Annotated in this window: 18 protein-coding genes; all 18 read left to right on the forward strand. The window is 64.6% G+C overall.

All coding sequences use genetic code 11. From position 1 onward, the window contains the following. The first annotated feature begins 1 nt into the window (after nt 1). Genes E0504_RS20790 through E0504_RS20865 form a run of 18 tightly spaced genes read left to right on the forward strand, consistent with a single transcriptional unit; the run spans nt 2 to nt 16,048 of the window. A complete protein-coding gene (locus E0504_RS20790; protein WP_131625619.1) occupies nt 2–928 on the forward strand; it encodes an NADH-quinone oxidoreductase subunit C in 927 nt (308 codons plus the stop codon). Beyond that, nucleotides 925–1,440 carry a hypothetical protein gene (locus tag E0504_RS20795; RefSeq protein WP_131625620.1) on the forward strand — a complete coding sequence of 172 codons (516 nt, stop codon included), beginning with the start codon at nt 925–927 and terminating at the stop codon, nt 1,438–1,440. Before E0504_RS20790 ends, E0504_RS20795 begins: the two co-directional genes overlap by 4 nt. Further along, nucleotides 1,437–2,648, forward strand: a complete 1,212-nt coding sequence (locus E0504_RS20800) for an NADH-quinone oxidoreductase subunit D (RefSeq protein ID WP_131625621.1) — start codon at nt 1,437–1,439, stop codon at nt 2,646–2,648. Before E0504_RS20795 ends, E0504_RS20800 begins: the two co-directional genes overlap by 4 nt. Further along, nucleotides 2,645–2,818, forward strand: a complete 174-nt coding sequence (locus E0504_RS50450) for a hypothetical protein (RefSeq protein ID WP_165938567.1) — start codon at nt 2,645–2,647, stop codon at nt 2,816–2,818. Before E0504_RS20800 ends, E0504_RS50450 begins: the two co-directional genes overlap by 4 nt. Beyond that, on the forward strand, nt 2,811–3,479 hold the full coding sequence (locus E0504_RS20805) for an NAD(P)H-dependent oxidoreductase subunit E (RefSeq protein ID WP_131625622.1): 669 nt from the start codon (nt 2,811–2,813) through the stop codon (nt 3,477–3,479). The genes E0504_RS50450 and E0504_RS20805 overlap by 8 nt, the downstream gene beginning before the upstream one ends. Then, nucleotides 3,479–3,670, forward strand: a complete 192-nt coding sequence (locus E0504_RS20810) for a hypothetical protein (RefSeq protein WP_131625623.1) — start codon at nt 3,479–3,481, stop codon at nt 3,668–3,670. Before E0504_RS20805 ends, E0504_RS20810 begins: the two co-directional genes overlap by 1 nt. Next, the gene (locus tag E0504_RS50455) at nt 3,667–3,807 is read left to right on the forward strand and encodes a hypothetical protein (protein ID WP_165938568.1); all 141 of its coding nucleotides are present in this window, start codon (nt 3,667–3,669) and stop codon (nt 3,805–3,807) included. The genes E0504_RS20810 and E0504_RS50455 overlap by 4 nt, the downstream gene beginning before the upstream one ends. Then, the gene (gene nuoF, locus E0504_RS20815) at nt 3,807–5,096 is read left to right on the forward strand and encodes an NADH-quinone oxidoreductase subunit NuoF (protein ID WP_131625624.1); all 1,290 of its coding nucleotides are present in this window, start codon (nt 3,807–3,809) and stop codon (nt 5,094–5,096) included. Before E0504_RS50455 ends, nuoF begins: the two co-directional genes overlap by 1 nt. Beyond that, nucleotides 5,093–5,770: a hypothetical protein gene (locus E0504_RS20820; protein ID WP_131625625.1), complete on the forward strand. Its 678-nt coding sequence runs from the start codon at nt 5,093–5,095 to the stop codon at nt 5,768–5,770. Before nuoF ends, E0504_RS20820 begins: the two co-directional genes overlap by 4 nt. After that, nucleotides 5,770–7,761, forward strand: coding sequence for an NADH-quinone oxidoreductase subunit NuoG (nuoG, locus tag E0504_RS20825; protein ID WP_131625626.1), 1,992 nt, complete (start codon nt 5,770–5,772; stop codon nt 7,759–7,761). The genes E0504_RS20820 and nuoG overlap by 1 nt, the downstream gene beginning before the upstream one ends. Further along, nucleotides 7,758–8,801, forward strand: coding sequence for an NADH-quinone oxidoreductase subunit NuoH (gene nuoH / locus E0504_RS20830; protein WP_131625627.1), 1,044 nt, complete (start codon nt 7,758–7,760; stop codon nt 8,799–8,801). The genes nuoG and nuoH overlap by 4 nt, the downstream gene beginning before the upstream one ends. After that, nucleotides 8,798–9,283 (forward strand): NADH-quinone oxidoreductase subunit NuoI, encoded by a 486-nt coding sequence (gene nuoI / locus E0504_RS20835; RefSeq protein ID WP_131625628.1) that lies wholly within the window; start codon nt 8,798–8,800, stop codon nt 9,281–9,283. Before nuoH ends, nuoI begins: the two co-directional genes overlap by 4 nt. 15 nt (nt 9,284–9,298) lie before the next feature. Then, entirely contained in the window at nt 9,299–9,916 is a 618-nt protein-coding gene (locus E0504_RS20840; protein WP_131625629.1) for an NADH-quinone oxidoreductase subunit J, read from the forward strand. Continuing rightward, complete coding sequence (gene nuoK / locus E0504_RS20845; RefSeq protein WP_131625630.1) at nt 9,913–10,218, forward strand: NADH-quinone oxidoreductase subunit NuoK; 306 nt, start codon at nt 9,913–9,915, stop codon at nt 10,216–10,218. The genes E0504_RS20840 and nuoK overlap by 4 nt, the downstream gene beginning before the upstream one ends. 7 nt (nt 10,219–10,225) lie before the next feature. Continuing rightward, nucleotides 10,226–12,292: an NADH-quinone oxidoreductase subunit L gene (nuoL, locus tag E0504_RS20850; RefSeq protein ID WP_131625631.1), complete on the forward strand. Its 2,067-nt coding sequence runs from the start codon at nt 10,226–10,228 to the stop codon at nt 12,290–12,292. After that, entirely contained in the window at nt 12,292–13,866 is a 1,575-nt protein-coding gene (locus E0504_RS20855; protein ID WP_131625632.1) for an NADH-quinone oxidoreductase subunit M, read from the forward strand. The genes nuoL and E0504_RS20855 overlap by 1 nt, the downstream gene beginning before the upstream one ends. Further along, the gene (gene nuoN, locus E0504_RS20860) at nt 13,866–15,329 is read left to right on the forward strand and encodes an NADH-quinone oxidoreductase subunit NuoN (RefSeq protein ID WP_131625633.1); all 1,464 of its coding nucleotides are present in this window, start codon (nt 13,866–13,868) and stop codon (nt 15,327–15,329) included. Before E0504_RS20855 ends, nuoN begins: the two co-directional genes overlap by 1 nt. Next, on the forward strand, nt 15,326–16,048 hold the full coding sequence (locus E0504_RS20865) for a biotin--[acetyl-CoA-carboxylase] ligase (protein ID WP_207974555.1): 723 nt from the start codon (nt 15,326–15,328) through the stop codon (nt 16,046–16,048). Before nuoN ends, E0504_RS20865 begins: the two co-directional genes overlap by 4 nt. Nucleotides 16,049–16,058 lie beyond the last annotated feature (10 nt).

The raw sequence follows: 16,058 nt of genomic DNA on the forward strand, positions 1-16,058 counted from the left end.
GATGGCACTGGTTCTTCATTCCGCTCCGAAGATCGCCTCCAATTCGGGCGTGGTCGAAACGCTGTCCGGCGCGCTTGGTGCGATGGTGCTGGAGGCGCGCGAGGAACGTGGCGAGGTTATCCTCACCGTGGCGCGCGACCGCATCGAGGATGCGCTGCGGCTGCTGCGCGATGGCCACGAATACCAGCAGTTGATGGAGATCGCCGGGGCAGACTACCCCGCCCGGCCTGAGCGGTTCGAGTGCGTGTACATGCTGCTCAGCCTGACCAAGAACCACCGCATCATGGTCAAGTGCAGCGCGGCCGAAAACACGCCGGTGCCGACCGTCACCACCCTCTGGCCCAACGCCGGGTGGCTGGAACGCGAGGTGTTCGACATGTTCGGCGTCGTGTTCGCTGGCAACACCGATCTGCGCCGGATCCTGACCGACTATGGGTTCGAAGGGCATCCGTTCCGCAAGGATTTCCCGCTCACCGGCTATGCCGAGTTGCGCTATTCCGAAGACGAGAAGCGGGTCGTGTACGAGCCGGTCGACTTGCCGCAGGACTTGCGCCGGTTCGACTTCATGAGTCCGTGGGAGGGCGCGGATTACGTGCTTCCGGGCGACGAGAAGGCCGCCAAGGCGCCACCGTCGCCGCAGGTCGACGAGCCTAAGGTAACTCCCGGACCCGGCATTAGCGGGGCGGGCGAACCGACCGACAGCAAGGCTGACGACAAGGTCGCGCCGGCCGCCCCGATCGGCCAGGTCGCGGGGCAAGGGCAGGGGGAGCCGGCGCCCGTCGTCACCTCTAAGCCCGAACCCGGCGCGCCCGACCCCACCGAGGACCGGCCAGCGCGCAAACCGCGCAAGGCAGCCGCAAAGGATACCGCGGGCGCGACCGAGCCCAAGGCCCGTCGTCCGCGCAAGCCGAAGGGGGACGGCGCATGAAAGCTCTCGTGGCGTTGAGTGCCCTCGCACTGGTGGCCGGCTGCTCCGACAGGCGGAACGGCGAAAGCGCCGAAGATTTCGCCGAGCGCACCGGCGCCGGCGCGGCTGCGCAGGGTGGCGAGGCCGCTCCGCTTGGTGAGGTGAATGCCCAGCCCGTCGTCGCGCCGACAGGCTCGTCAGTGCTTACGCCGCTGGCGCCGACCGCCCCCAAGGCGCTTGGCGCCATCGCTGGTGCATGCTCGTTCGTTTATCAGGGCCGTTCGTTGTTGGTGGCGGGGGCGGACGATGCCGCAGGTGCCGGCGTGCGCGGCGTGCTGGTGATTGACAGAAAGGAAGTCTCGTTGCCCGGCGCGCCTGCGGGAACCGCGCAGGTTGTCGCCAACGGCGTGACCCTGGCGGCCAACGGCTACTCGGTGGCGGTCAAGCCTGGTTCTGGCTCAGCCGTGCTGACGATCAACGGTCCGCAGGGTGAAACCACGTTCGCCCCCGGAAGCTGGAACTGCGCGCGATGAGCATGCAAATGGAACGCTCGCCCACCACGGGCGACGAGGTCATCACCAACTACACGATCAACTTCGGGCCGCAGCACCCGGCGGCGCACGGCGTGCTGCGCATGGTGATGGAGCTGGACGGCGAAATCATCGAGCGGATCGATCCGCACGTCGGCTTGCTGCACCGCGGCACCGAGAAACTGATCGAGCATAAGACCTACCTGCAGGCGCTGCCGTATTTCGACCGGCTCGATTACTGCAGCCCGATGTGCATGGAGCACAGCTATGTGCTCGCGATCGAGAAGCTGCTGAACCTCGAAGTGCCGCTGCGCGGGCAGTACCTGCGGGTGCTGTTCGCGGAACTCACGCGCATCAAGAACCACATGCTCAATCTCGGCAGCCACGTGATGGACGTGGGCGCGATGACGCCCAACCTGTGGCTGTTCGAACTGCGCGAAGACCTGATGAATTTCTACGAGCGGGTCTCCGGCGCGCGGATGCACGCGGCCTGGTTCCGCCCGGGCGGGGTGCACGAGGACGCGACCCCCGAACTGCTGGCCGACATCGGCACCTGGCTCGACACCCGCCTGCCGCGCCTGTTCGAGGATGCGATCAGCCTGGTGGCCGACAACCGGATCTTCAAGCAGCGCAATGTCGAGATCGCGGTCGTGAGCAAGGAAGACGCGATCGCGTGGGGTTTTTCCGGCCCGATGATCCGCGCCGCTGGCCTGCCGTGGGATCTGCGCAAGAGCCAGCCCTACGATGTCTATGACCGGATGGACTTCGAAATCCCGGTGGGCACCAATTCCGATTGCTATGACCGGTTCATGGTCCGGGTTGAGGAAGTGCGGCAGTCGGCGCGGATCATGAAGCAGTGCCTCGCCGAGATGCCGGACGGACCGGTGCAAAGCCTCGACCGCAAGATCGCCCCGCCCAAGCGCGGCGAGATGAAGCAGTCGATGGAAGCGCTGATCCACCACTTCAAGCTCTACACCGAAGGCTTCCACGTGCCGGCCGGCGAGGTCTATGTCGCGACCGAAAGCCCCAAGGGTGAGTTTGGCGTGTACCTCGTCAGCGACGGCAGCAACAAACCCTACCGCTGCAAGATCCGCCCGACGGCGTTCAGCCACCTGCAGGCGATGGACTTCATGTCGAAGGGCCACATGCTGCCTGACGCGACCGCCATCCTCGGCGCGATCGACGTAGTGTTCGGGGAGTGTGACCGGTGAGCTTGCGTGCGATGGCGATTCTATTCGCGGGCTGTACTGCTTTGGCAGGGCTGATCGTGCTGAGCGATCCTGTATATCGTTTTGCAGACTGGCTGCGATTTGCCCTGATCTTCTCGGCGTTGGGCTACACAATCATGCATTTCCGAAATCGGAGGCGTTCCAATGGCTGACCGCGCCCCCGCACCCGATACGCCCGAGCTGCGCGAGCGGTGGGGTCCGTTCGCTTGGACCGTTGAGAATGCGGCCAAAGCGAAGGAGATCGTCGCGCGCTATCCCGAAGGGCGGCAGCGCTCGGCGGTGATGCCGCTGCTCTTCCTGGCGCAGTACCAGGTCGGTGCCGAGACGAACACGCAAGGCTGGCTGCCGATCCCGGTGATCGAATTCGTCGCGCGCGAACTGGACATGCCGGTGATCCGCGTGCTCGAGGTCGCGACGTTCTACACGATGTACAACATCGCGCCGGTCGGCCGCTTTCACGTGCAGGTCTGCGGCACTACCCCGTGCATGCTGCGCGGGTCCGACGACATCCTCGCCGCCTGCTACAAGCGCGGAATGAAGAAGGGTCACACGACTCCCGACGGCATGTGGACGCTGACCGAGGTCGAATGCATGGGCAACTGCGCCAGCGCCCCGATGGTCCAGATCAACGACGGCAATTACGAGGACCTGACGCCTGAGCGCCTCGACGCGGTACTCGATGCGCTTGCTGCCGGGCAGCAGCCCAAGGAAGGCACGCAAGACCCGGCGCGTCACACGGTCGAGCCGGTTGGCGCGCCGACCAACCTGAGCGCGATGATGACGGCAAACCACGATTACCGGAGCGAGTGGTGATGGACGTGCGCAAGCTGCTTGCCGTCATGGCAGTCGTCCTTCTGGGGCTGGCGGTGTTCTTCTTCGTCGAGGGCAACGTGGCACTGGGGGCCGCGATGATCGCGATCGCCATGTCGCAGATCGCCAGCTTTGCCGCGCTGACCGCCAACGCGAGGAAGACCGATGCCGCCGCGGGGGAGCGGGCGGAATGAGCATCGTCACCATTATCATCGCCATCGTGCTGATCTTCATCGCCTGGAAAGTGGTGACCGGGATCGTGAAGTTCGGCCTGATCGCGTTGATCATCGTCGCCGCGATCTACTTCCTCTCACAGGGAGGGATGGGCTGATGCTCGCTGACAAGGACCGCATCTTCACCAATGTCTATGGCTTCCAGGATTGGGGGCTGCAGGCGGCGCAGGCGCGCGGCGATTGGGATGACACCAAGGCGCTGATCGCGCGCGGACAAGACGCGCTGATCCAGGAGATCAAGGATTCCGGCCTGCGCGGACGCGGCGGCGCGGGCTTCCCGACCGGGATGAAGTGGTCCTTCATGCCCAAGGAGAGCAAGGACGGTCGGCCCAGTTTCCTGGTCATCAACGCCGACGAATCCGAGCCCGGTTCGTGCAAGGACCGCGAGATCATCCGCCACGATCCGCACAAGCTGATCGAAGGCGCGCTGATCGCGGGCTTCGCGATGCGCGCGCGGGCGGCCTACATCTACATCCGCGGTGAATACATCCGCGAGGCCGAGACGCTGTTCGCTGCGGTCGCGCAGGCTTATGACGCGGGGCTGCTGGGCAAGAACGCCGCTGGCTCGGGCTACGACTTTGACGTGTTCGTCCACCGCGGCGCGGGCGCGTACATCTGCGGTGAAGAAACCGCGATGATTGAAAGCCTGGAAGGCAAGAAAGGCCAGCCGCGCCTGAAGCCGCCGTTCCCGGCGGGCGCGGGCCTCTATGGCTGCCCGACCACGGTCAACAATGTCGAGAGCATCGCGGTCGTGCCGACGATCCTGCGGCGCGGCGCGGCGTGGTTTGCGAGCTTCGGGCGCGAGGGCAACAAGGGCACCAAGCTGTTCCAGATCAGCGGCCACGTTGAGCGGCCGTGCGTGGTGGAAGAGGCGATGAGCATCCCCTTCCGCGAGCTGATCGAGAAGCACTGCGGCGGAATCACCGGCGGGTGGGAAAACCTGCTGGCGGTGATCCCTGGCGGATCTTCCGTGCCGCTGGTCCCGGCGGCGCAGATCATGGACTGCCCGATGGATTTCGACGGGCTGAAGGAAGTCGGGAGCGGCCTTGGCACCGCAGCGGTGATCGTGATGGACAAGTCCACCGACATCGTCCGCGCGATCAGCCGGATCAGCTATTTCTACAAGCACGAGAGCTGCGGTCAGTGCACCCCGTGCCGGGAAGGCACCGGATGGATGTGGCGCGTGATGGAGCGTCTGCGTACCGGCGATGCACACATCGATGAGATCGACATGCTGCAGCAGGTCACCAAGCAAGTCGAAGGCCACACCATCTGCGCGCTCGGCGACGCGGCGGCTTGGCCGATTCAGGGGCTGATCAAGCATTTCCGACCGGAGCTGGAGCGCCGCATCGTCGAGGCGGGTAATCTGCCGGAGGCGGCGGAATGATCGGACTCGCTCTTATCCTCGCGATGCAGGCCGCGCCGCAACCGCAGCCGCAGCCGAAGATCGAGAACACGCCCGCGCCGTGGCCCGACCATGAGCGCGAGCTGGGAATGGTCGATGCCTATACTACCGACAGCGACAGCATGGCGCGGCGCACGATGAGTGCATTTGCCGCTTGCGTGGTGGAAGGCAGTACCGACAAGGCAAGCGCTCTGCTGCTCAGCGACTTTCGGGCAAACTCGTACCGCGCGGGTATCCAGACCATGATCCGCAACAACGATCATTGCGGCCGCAAGGTGGGGCTGCAGGGTCGACTGAAGATGGCTAACCTGTCGTTTGCCGGCGCTCTTGCCGAAGCGCTCATGAAGCAGCGCGGCGCGCCGCTGAACGCGCAGCTGGCACGTGCTGCTGCAAGCCCCGCAGCACCCACGTATTCGTTCACCGACAGCGTCGCCATGTGCGTCGCCCGCTCAGCGCCCGATCAGGTAGCGGCATTATTCGCGACAACGCCCGGCAGCGCCGAGGAAACGACGGCCATTAACGTCCTGGCGACGCCGGCCGCGCTGTGCGCGCAGGCGGCCAAGGCGCGCAAGCCGCTGTCGATCAGTCCGGCGGGCCTGCGGGCCATGCTGGCGACCGCCTCGTTCCGCTCCGTCGCGAGCATGAAAGAAGTCTGATGCCCAAGGTCACCGTAGACGGCGAAACAATCGAGGTGCCGGACGGCGCCACCGTGCTGCAGGCGTGCGAACTCGCCGGCAAGGAGATCCCTCGGTTCTGTTACCACGAGCGGCTGAGCATCGCGGGCAATTGCCGGATGTGTCTGGTCGAGGTGAAGCCGGGCCCGCCGAAGCCGCAGGCGAGCTGCGCCTTGCCGGCTGCAGAAGGCCAGGAAATCCGCACCGATAGCCAGATGGTCAAGCTGGCGCGCGAAGGGGTGATGGAGTTCCTCCTGATCAATCACCCGCTCGACTGCCCGATCTGCGACCAGGGCGGCGAATGCGATCTCCAGGACCAGGCGATGGCCTATGGCCGCGGCGGCTCGCGCTATTACGAGAACAAGCGGGCGGTCACCGAGAAGTACATGGGTCCACTGATCAAGACGATCATGACCCGCTGCATCCACTGCACCCGCTGCGTGCGCTTCTCCGAGGAGATCGCCGGGGTGGACGAAATCGGCGCCCTTTATCGCGGCGAATCGATGCAGATCACGACCTATCTGGAGAAGGCAGCGACGCACGAACTGTCGGCCAATGTGATCGACCTGTGCCCGGTCGGCGCGCTGACCTCGCGCCCTTATGCCTTCGAGGCGCGGCCGTGGGAGCTGAAGAAGACGCTGTCAATCGACGTCAGCGATGCCGTGGGCGCCAATATCCGCCTCGACAGCCGCGGTCGCGAAGTGCTGCGCGCGCTGCCGCGGGTCAATGACGACGTGAACGAGGAGTGGCTGAGCGATAAGGGCCGCTACATGGTCGATGGGCTGGTGCGCCGGCGGCTCGACAAGGTGTGGATCAGGCAAGGCGGCAAGCTGCGAGCCGCTTCCTGGCACGAGGCGTTCGCCGCCATCCGCCAGGCCCAGCCGGGCGCCAGCATCGCCGCCATCGCCGGCGATCTGGTCGATTGTGAAACGATGTTCGCCGCCAAGACGCTGCTCGGCGCCATGGGCTCGACACTGCTGGAAGGCCGGCAGACCGGAATGAGCTATGCGGCGGACAATCTCGCCGCGGTTAATTTCAATTCCACGCTGGCCGGGATCGAGACCGCCGACGCGATCCTCATCGTTGGCAGCCATGTGCGCTGGGAAGCGGCGCTGGTGAACGTCCGCCTGCGCAAGGCTGTCAAGGCCGGAGCCAAGGTGTTTGTGGTCGGACCCAAGTGGGAAACGACTTATCCGGCCGAATTCTTGGGCGATGATGTGGCGGTGCTGCACGACCTACCAGGCCATGTTACCGAGGCGCTGGAGAAGGCGCAGCGCCCAGCGGTGATCGTCGGTGGCGCGGGACTGGCGGCGGGTGTGCTCGACGCGGCGCTGGCGCTGCCGGTACAGCGTGAGGGCTGGAACGGGTTCAACGTGCTCCACATGGCCGCCAGCCGGATGGGCGGGCTGATGCTCGGTTTCGCGCAGAAGGGCGGGATCGCCGACATCGTTCAAGCCGCGCCCAAGGTCGTGCTGGCGCTGGGCGCGGACGAGGTCGACTGGACGCAGTTCCAGAGCAGTCTGAAGGTCTACATCGGTCATCACGGCGACAAGGGTGCCCATGCCGCCGACATCATCCTGCCGGCTGCCGCCTACAGCGAAAAGGACGGCACTTACGTCAACACTGAGGGTAGGGTGCAGTTCGCCGAACGCGCGGTGTTTCCGCCGGGCGACGCGCGCGAGGATTGGACGATCCTGCGCGCGCTGGCCGATGCGTTTGGAGTGGCGGTCGGCTTCGACAGCCTGGTCGAACTCCAGGCGAAGATGATCGAGGCAGTTCCCGCGCTCGGCGTCGAGGGGCTGGCAAGCTACGGCGCGCTGCCCACGCCCGGCGCGGCCATGGCGAGCGGTGCGATCCGCTACCCGATCCAGGATTTCTACCTCACCAACCCGATCGCCCGCGCGAGCGTGGTGATGCAGCGCTGTTCGGATGAACTGCTTCACGGCGATGCGCTGGCGGAGGCCGCGGAATGACCGAGACCTTCCAACACTGGGGCATGTCCTACGAATGGGCGTGGTTCGCCGCGACGATCGCCGGCATCCTGCTGATCGCGCTGCCGCTGATGCTGGCGGTGGCGATGATCATCTATGCCGACCGCAAGATCTGGGCGGCGATGGCGCTGCGGCGCGGGCCCAACGTGGTCGGGCCGTTCGGATTGCTCCAGAGCTTCGCCGACGGGCTCAAGGTGTTTCTGCAGGAAACGATCATCCCCTCGGCCGCGAACAAGGGCCTGTTCCTGATCGCGCCGATCGTCACCTTCACCGTCGCGCTGATGGCGTGGGCCGTCATCCCATTTAATTCGGGCGCGGTGCTGGCCGATATCAACGTCGGGTTGCTTTACGTTCTGGCGATCAGTTCACTGGGTGTTTACGGCGTGATCATCGCCGGGTGGGCCTCGAACTCCAAGTACCCTTTCTTCTCCGCCATGCGCGCCGCCGCGCAGATGGTCAGCTATGAAGTCTCGATCGGCTTCATCCTGGTGTGCGTGGTGCTCTATGCCGGCACCTTCAATCTCAACGCCATCGTGGAGGCGCAGCGCGGCCACGGGCTGGGCATCGTCAATGGCTACTGGTTCAACCTGCTGCTGTTCCCGATGTGGGTCATGTTCCTCATTTCGAGCATGGCGGAAACGGGCCGCGCGCCGTTCGACTTGACCGAAGCGGAAAGCGAGCTCGTCGCGGGCTACCAGACCGAGTATTCCTCTATGAGCTTCGCGCTCTACTGGCTCGGCGAATACGCGAACGTGCTCCTGATGTGCGCGCTCAACGCGACGCTGTTCTTCGGCGGGTGGTTGCCGCCCATTGACTGGGCGCCGCTCTATGCGGTCCCGGGAATCATCTGGCTGTTTGCCAAGATGTTCATGTTCTTTTTCATCTTCAGCTGGGTCAAGGCGACCGTGCCGCGGTACCGCTATGACCAGTTGATGCGGCTTGGGTGGAAGGTGTTCCTGCCCGTTTCGCTGCTGTTCGTCGTGCTCGTTTCGGGCTGGCTCATGCTTACGAGGTACGGATGAGCGTCGCTCACTTCATCAAGTCGTTCACCCTGTGGGAATTCGTGAAGGCGCACGCCCTCACGCTGAAGTATTTCTTCAAGCCTAAGGCGACGATCAACTACCCGTTCGAGAAGAACCCGCTGTCCCCGCGCTTCCGCGGAGAGCACGCGCTGCGCCGCTATCCCAATGGCGAGGAACGCTGCATCGCGTGCAAGTTGTGCGAGGCGGTGTGCCCGGCACAGGCGATCACGATCGAGGCCGAACCGCGCGAGGACGGCAGCCGCCGCACCACCCGTTACGACATCGACATGACCAAGTGCATCTATTGCGGCTTCTGTCAGGAAGCCTGTCCGGTCGATGCCATCGTCGAAGGGCCGAACTTCGAATTCTCGACCGAGACGCGCGAGGAATTGCTCTACGACAAGGCGAAATTGCTGGCCAACGGGGACAAGTGGGAGCGGGCGCTGGCCGCGAACCTTGAAGCCGATGCGCCCTATCGTTAGGGGCCGCGCCGAACCATGATCCAGGTCTTCGCCTTCTATCTGTTCGCCGCGCTCGCGATCCTGTCCGCGGTGTTCGTGATCCTGTCGCGCAACCCCGTGCATTCGGTGCTGTGGCTGATCGTTGCGTTCTTCAACGCAGCTGGGCTGATGGTGCTGGTCGGCGCCGAGTTCATCGCGATGCTGTTGGTGATCGTGTACGTCGGCGCGGTCGCGGTGCTGTTCCTGTTTGTCGTGATGATGCTCGACATCGACTTCGCCTCTCTCAGAGCAGGGTTCGTGAAGAACTTCCCGCTGGGTATCGCTATCGCAGTGGTGCTGCTGGCCGAACTGGTGTTCGGGATCGGCGCGTACCGCGCAGGATCGATCGACCTTGCACCCGCCGCAGCGACAGCGGCACCGCCGATCATGACCAGCAACATCGCCGCGATCGGGCAGGTCCTGTACAGCCGCTACCTGTTCCTGTTCGAAAGCGCCGGCATCATCCTGCTGGTCGCGATGATCGGGGCAATCGTGCTGACGCATCGCGACCGCAAGGATTCGCGGCCGCAGAACATCGATCGTCAGAACCGTCGCCGGCCGCAGGATGCGACTGTGAACATGCGTCCGGAAGTCGGGGGAGGGCTGGAGTTGTGATCGGCCTCGAACACTACATCGTTGTCGGGACCATCATGTTCGTGCTCGGCGTGCTGGGCATCTTCCTCAACCGGAAGAACATCATCGTCATCCTGATGTCGATCGAGCTCATCCTGCTGGCGGTAAACATCAATCTGGTAGCGTTCAGCGCTTTCCTGAACGACATCACCGGTCAGGTTTTCGCGATGTTCGTCCTGACCGTCGCCGCGGGCGAAGCGGCGATCGGGCTGGCGATCCTGGTCATCTATTTCCGCGGACGCGGCACCATCGCGGTCGACAGCGTCGACCGGCTGAAGGGATAACGGACCCTTGCATCCGATCCTCATCATTGTTTTCGCCCCCCTGCTGGCCGCGCTCGTGGGCGGGCTGGGTAACCGGGCGCTCGGCAACACGGTCGTCAAATCGCTCACCACCGGCGCGCTGTTCCTGTCGTGCGCGTTGAGTTGGCCGATTTTCCTAGCCTTCCTCAACGGCTCTGCGGAGGCCAGCGTCGTGCCGGTGCTGCAGTGGGTCCGTTCGGGCGACCTGGCGTTCGACTGGGCGCTGCGGGTGGATACGCTGACCGCGGTCATGCTGGTGGTCATCACCACCGTCTCGGCGCTCGTGCACCTGTACAGCTGGGGCTACATGGACGAGGACCCGGACCAGCCGCGATTCTTCGCTTACCTGTCGCTGTTCACCTTCGCGATGCTGATGCTGGTGACCGCGGACAACCTGGTGCAGATGTTCTTTGGTTGGGAAGGCGTAGGTCTGGCCAGCTACCTGCTGATCGGATTCTGGTTCCGCAAGCCGAGCGCCAACGCCGCGGCGATCAAGGCGTTCGTGGTCAACCGGGTCGGCGACCTCGGCTTCATGCTCGGAATATTCGGCACCTATCTGGTGTTCGGCACTGTCTCCATCCCCGAGATCCTGGCCGCCGCGCCGGGCATGGCGGGCAGCACGATCGGCTTCCTGGGATACCGCGTCGATACGATGGATGTGCTGTGCATCCTGCTGTTCATCGGCGCCATGGGCAAGTCGGCGCAGCTAGGCCTGCACACGTGGCTGCCCGATGCGATGGAAGGCCCGACCCCGGTGTCGGCGCTGATCCACGCGGCGACGATGGTGACCGCGGGCGTGTTCATGGTCTGCCGCTTGTCGCCGATGTTCGAAACCGCGCCGATCGCGCTGATGTTCGTGACGTTCATCGGCGCTGCCACTTGCCTGTTCGCCGCGACGGTCGGCACGACCCAGTGGGACATCAAGCGGGTGATCGCTTATTCCACGTGCTCGCAGCTTGGCTACATGTTCTTCGCCGCGGGCGTGGGTGCCTACAACGCGGCCATGTTCCACCTGTTCACGCACGCGTTCTTCAAGGCACTCTTGTTCCTTGGCGCAGGATCGGTGATCCACGCGATGCATCACGAGCAGGACATGCGGTACTACGGCGGCTTGCGTAAAAGCATTCCGTTGACCTTCTGGGCGATGATGGCGGGCACGCTGGCGATCACCGGGGTCGGCATCTACTGGCTGCACGCTGGCTTTGCGGGGTTTCATTCCAAGGACGCGATCCTCGAAGCCGCCTGGGGCCGCGGGACGGAGATGGCGCACTTCGCCTTCTGGCTTGGCGCGGTCGCCGCACTGCTGACCAGCTTCTACAGCTGGCGGCTCATGTTCCTGACCTTCTTCGGCAAGCCGCGCTGGGCGGCGAGCGACCACATCCAGCACGCGGTGCACGACGCACACGGCCACGCCGATAGCGAGCGCGGCAATCCTCCGGCGCAGGAAGACTCCGGCCATGACGTCGCGCATCACGTTCCCGATCCGGATCACGGCTACGGCACCGCGGGCTATCACCCGCATGAAAGTCCGCTGACGATGCTCATCCCGCTTGCCGTGTTGAGCGTGGGCGCGGTGGTCGCCGGGTTCATGTTCAACCCGCAATTCCTCGATTCCGAGGCGTTCTGGGGCGGCTCGATCTTCTACAACGAGAACCTGATGCACGCGCTGCATGCCGTGCCGCTGTGGGTGAAGCTGACCGCGACGATCGTCATGCTGATCGGCCTTGCCGTTGCATGGCTGGGTTACATCCGCGACACCGGCATGCCCGAGCGCGCGGCCAAGCAGTTGGGGCCGGTCTATCGGTTCTTCTTCAACAAGTGGTACTTTGACGAACTTTACCACTTCCTGTTCGTGCGGCCGGCATTCTGGTTCGGCCGCCGGTTCTGGAGAACCGGCGATCAGGGCATTATCGACCGCTTCGGTCCCAATGGCGCGGCGCGGGTGGTGGCACTCGGCAGCGTCGGCAACACCCGCGTGCAGTCGGGTTACCTTACCACTTACGCGCTCTGGATGCTGGTTGGCGTCGTCGGCGCGATCACCTGGGTGCTCTTCTGATGGACGGGTTCCCGATCCTTTCGCTGATGCTGCTGGTCCCGCTGGTCGGGGCGCTGGCGTGCTTCTTCCTCGACGCTAAGGCCGCCCGCACGGTGGCGCTGGCGGCGACGCTGATCGACCTCGCGCTCGGCATCGCGTTATGGGCGAACTATGACATCGGCGGCGCGCAGTGGCAGTTCACCGAGCGCGCGGAACTGTTTGCCGGCTTCAGCTACGCGCTCGGCATCGACGGGATCGCGCTGCTGCTGATCGTGCTCAGCGTGTTCCTGATGCCGATCTGCATCCTGGCGAGCTGGGAATCGATCGAGCAGCGCGTGGGCGAATACATGGCCGCGTTCCTGTTCATGGAACTGCTGATGATCGGCGTGTTCGCGGCGCAAGACATCCTGCTGTTCTACATCTTCTTCGAAGCCGGCCTGATCCCGATGTACCTGATCATCGGCATCTGGGGCGGGGCCGAGCGGATCTACGCGAGCTACAAGTTCTTCCTCTACACGCTGCTCGGGTCGGTGGTGATGCTCGTGGCGATGCTGTGGATGATCCGCGAGGCCGGCACGACCGACATCCCCACGCTGATGCAGTTCGATTTCCCGCCCCAGGCGCAGACGTGGCTGTGGCTCGCGTTCTTCGCCAGCTTCGCGGTCAAGATGCCGATGTGGCCGGTGCATACATGGCTGCCCGACGCGCACGTCCAAGCGCCGACCGCGGGCTCGGTGATCTTGGCGGGCGTGCTGCTCAAGATGGGTGGGTATGGCTTCATTCGCTTCAGCCTGCCGATGCTGCCGGAAGCAAGTGCCCAGCTTGCCTGGCTGGTGTTCGCGCTGAGCATGATCGGGGTGATCTACACCTCGCTGGTCGCGCTGGTGCAGCACGACATGAAGAAGCTGATCGCCTATTCGTCGGTCGCGCACATGGCGGTCGTGACGGTGGGCCTGTTCGCCTTCAACGTGCAGGGCCTCGAAGGCGCAATGATCGTGATGCTGAGCCACGGTCTGGTTTCGGGCGCGCTGTTCCTGTGCGTCGGGGTCATCTACGACCGGCTGCACACGCGCGAGATCGACCGCTACGGCGGTCTCAGCATCAACATGCCGCGCTATTCGCTGTTCTTTTTGCTGTTCACGATGGCGAGCATCGGCCTGCCCGGCACCAGCGGCTTTGTTGGCGAATTCCTCAGCCTTGCCGGCATCTATCAGATCTCCACCTGGGTCACGCTGGTGTGCACCACGGGTATCATCCTGGGCGCGGCCTACATGCTATATCTCTACCGCCGCGTAGCTTTCGGCGTCCAGGCCAATGCCGACGCTGCCGCGATGCGCGACATGAACGTGCGTGAATGGTTCATGCTCGCCCCCATCGCCGCCGCCGTGTTGTGGATGGGTGTCTACCCGGAAAGCTTCCTCGCCCCGATGCGCAAGGACATTGCCGCGCTCGACGCCCGGTTGGCGCGCGCGGCCCCTGCCGGCGATAGCAAGCTGGCGGCCCCCGCCGCCGGGCAGGCACGGACGCAGGCAGCCAATGCCCTGCCGCACGCGGAGACTGGCGCGGGCCATGCTGCCGAAGGGGAGGCCCACTGATGGATCTCACCCAATCCCTCCGCCTCATTTTGGCCGAGGAGATCCTCGGTGTCGGCGGGCTGGTGCTCCTGCTGGCCGCAGCGTGGCTGGGCGACAAGTCGAGCCGGGCCATATCGATCGCCGCAGTGGCCCTGATGGTCGCTGCCGCGGCCGTGACCGTCCCGACGCTGGACGCGGGCGCCATGGGCCCCGATACAAACGCGTTCTTCGGACAGTTTCGCGCAGATGCCTTTGCCGCTTACGCCAAGCTGCTGATCTACATCTCGGGCGCCGCCGGACTGATGATCGCCCCGCGATTCTTCGATCGCTGGAACGCGATGCGGGCCGAATATCCGGTGCTGCTGCTGTTCGCCGTGCTCGGCACCGGGATCATGGTATCCGCAAGCGACCTGATGACGCTGTATATCGGGCTCGAGATGAACAGCCTGGCCGCTTACGTGCTCGCAGCATTCCTGCGGGTCGACAACCGTTCTGCTGAAGCGGGGCTGAAGTACTTCGTGCTGGGCGCCCTTGCGAGCGGCATCCTGCTCTATGGCATGAGCCTGACCTACGGCTTCACCGGGTCGACCAACTTCGCGGCCATCCGCGTCGCGCTGGAAGGTGGCATGTCCACCGGCGCTCTGTTCGGACTGATCATCGTGCTGTCGGGGCTGGCATTCAAGATTTCGGCCGTGCCGTTCCATATGTGGACGCCCGATGTCTATGAAGGCGCGCCGACGCCGGTCACCATGTTCTTTTCGACCGCGCCCAAGGTTGCGGCGATCGCACTGACCATGCGCGTCGCGCTCGAGGCGTTCGGCGACCAGGCCGATGCCTGGCGCCAGGTGGTGGTGTTCGTCGCCCTCGCTTCGATCGTGGTGGGTGCACTCGGCGCGATCGGGCAGAGCAACATCAAACGCTTGCTCGCCTATTCCTCGATCAACAACGTGGGTTTCATCCTCGTCGGCCTGGCGACTGCAACGGTGGGCGGGGCAAGTGCGATGCTGGTGTACCTGGCCATCTACGTCGCGATGTCGATCGGAGCGTTCGTCGGCGTGCTGATGTTGCGCGATGCCGACGGCAACCAGATTGAATCGATTTCGGCCATGGCCGGCCTGTCGCGTACTCAGCCGCTCCTGGCTTGGTGCCTGTTGGTGATGATGCTTAGCCTGGCCGGCATTCCGCCACTGTTCGGGTTCTGGGGCAAGCTGGTCGTATTCCGCGCGGCAGTCGATGCCGACATGATCGCACTCGCAACGCTGGCGATCGTGGGCAGCGTGATCAGCGCGTACTATTACCTGATGGTCTGCAAGACGATGTTCTTCGACGAACCGGCGGATCAGGCGAAGGGCCGGAACGACTGGGCACACTGGAGCTTGCTGCTGGCGGCAACCGTATTCAACTCTCCTTTGGGCTACCTGCTTACAGGGTGGTTCGACCGGATCGCGGGTAAGGCAAGCGCGGCACTGTTTCTCGCCGCTTGACCCAGTTGCCACTGAAGTTCGTCTCTGAAACCGGCTCCACCAACGCCGACCTAGCCAGCGCGGTGCGTGCTGGTGAGCGATTGAGTGAAGGTCACTGGCTGATCGCCGACCGCCAGATTGCCGGGCGCGGGCGCCAGGGGCGTGCATGGTTCGATGGGGCTGGCAACTTCATGGGTTCCACCATCGTGCGTCCCGGCCCGCACGATCCTGCAGCGCCGACGCTGGCACTGATGAGCGGCCTGACGCTTTACGAAGCAATCGCGCCATTGCTTGCGGAACCCGCGGGGCTCTCGCTCAAGTGGCCAAACGATCTGCTGCTCGGCCGTGCCAAGCTCGCCGGTATTCTGCTGGAGCGGGAAGGCGACGCGGTGATCGTCGGGCTGGGAGTCAACCTGGCCGCGGCACCGGATGTGGAAGGGCGCGAGACCGTGGCGTTGTCAGCGCTCGGCCCTCCGCCCGCGCGCGACGACTTCGCTGCCGCTCTCGCGCGATCGTTCGACCGCGAGCTTGAACGCTGGCGCGCCGCCGGGATCGATCCGCTGCTGCGACGGTGGCTCGCAGTCGCGCATCCATTGGGTACCTCGCTGACGGTGCATGAGCCCGCCGGGGCGAAGGTATCAGGCGCCTTTGCCGGGCTCGGCCCGGATGGATCGCTGTTGCTACGCTTGGAAGACGGCTCAACCCGGCCTATCCACGCCGGCGATGTGATGCTGGGCTGAAGGGAACCGC

It is taken from the genome of Parafrankia sp. BMG5.11 (assembly GCF_004337455.1).

Coding starts and splice junctions, on each gene's coding strand:
- E0504_RS20800 (WP_131625621.1), top strand. CDS start 1,437: ATGAGCATGCAAATGGAACGCTCGCCCACCACGGGCGACGAGGTCATC.
- nuoN (WP_131625633.1), top strand. CDS start 13,866: ATGGATCTCACCCAATCCCTCCGCCTCATTTTGGCCGAGGAGATCCTC.
- E0504_RS20810 (WP_131625623.1), top strand. CDS start 3,479: ATGGACGTGCGCAAGCTGCTTGCCGTCATGGCAGTCGTCCTTCTGGGG.
- E0504_RS20795 (WP_131625620.1), top strand. CDS start 925: ATGAAAGCTCTCGTGGCGTTGAGTGCCCTCGCACTGGTGGCCGGCTGC.
- nuoI (WP_131625628.1), top strand. CDS start 8,798: ATGAGCGTCGCTCACTTCATCAAGTCGTTCACCCTGTGGGAATTCGTG.
- nuoG (WP_131625626.1), top strand. CDS start 5,770: ATGCCCAAGGTCACCGTAGACGGCGAAACAATCGAGGTGCCGGACGGC.
- nuoH (WP_131625627.1), top strand. CDS start 7,758: ATGACCGAGACCTTCCAACACTGGGGCATGTCCTACGAATGGGCGTGG.
- E0504_RS20855 (WP_131625632.1), top strand. CDS start 12,292: ATGGACGGGTTCCCGATCCTTTCGCTGATGCTGCTGGTCCCGCTGGTC.
- E0504_RS20820 (WP_131625625.1), top strand. CDS start 5,093: ATGATCGGACTCGCTCTTATCCTCGCGATGCAGGCCGCGCCGCAACCG.
- E0504_RS20805 (WP_131625622.1), top strand. CDS start 2,811: ATGGCTGACCGCGCCCCCGCACCCGATACGCCCGAGCTGCGCGAGCGG.
- E0504_RS20790 (WP_131625619.1), top strand. CDS start 2: ATGGCACTGGTTCTTCATTCCGCTCCGAAGATCGCCTCCAATTCGGGC.
- E0504_RS20840 (WP_131625629.1), top strand. CDS start 9,299: ATGATCCAGGTCTTCGCCTTCTATCTGTTCGCCGCGCTCGCGATCCTG.
- E0504_RS50455 (WP_165938568.1), top strand. CDS start 3,667: ATGAGCATCGTCACCATTATCATCGCCATCGTGCTGATCTTCATCGCC.
- nuoF (WP_131625624.1), top strand. CDS start 3,807: ATGCTCGCTGACAAGGACCGCATCTTCACCAATGTCTATGGCTTCCAG.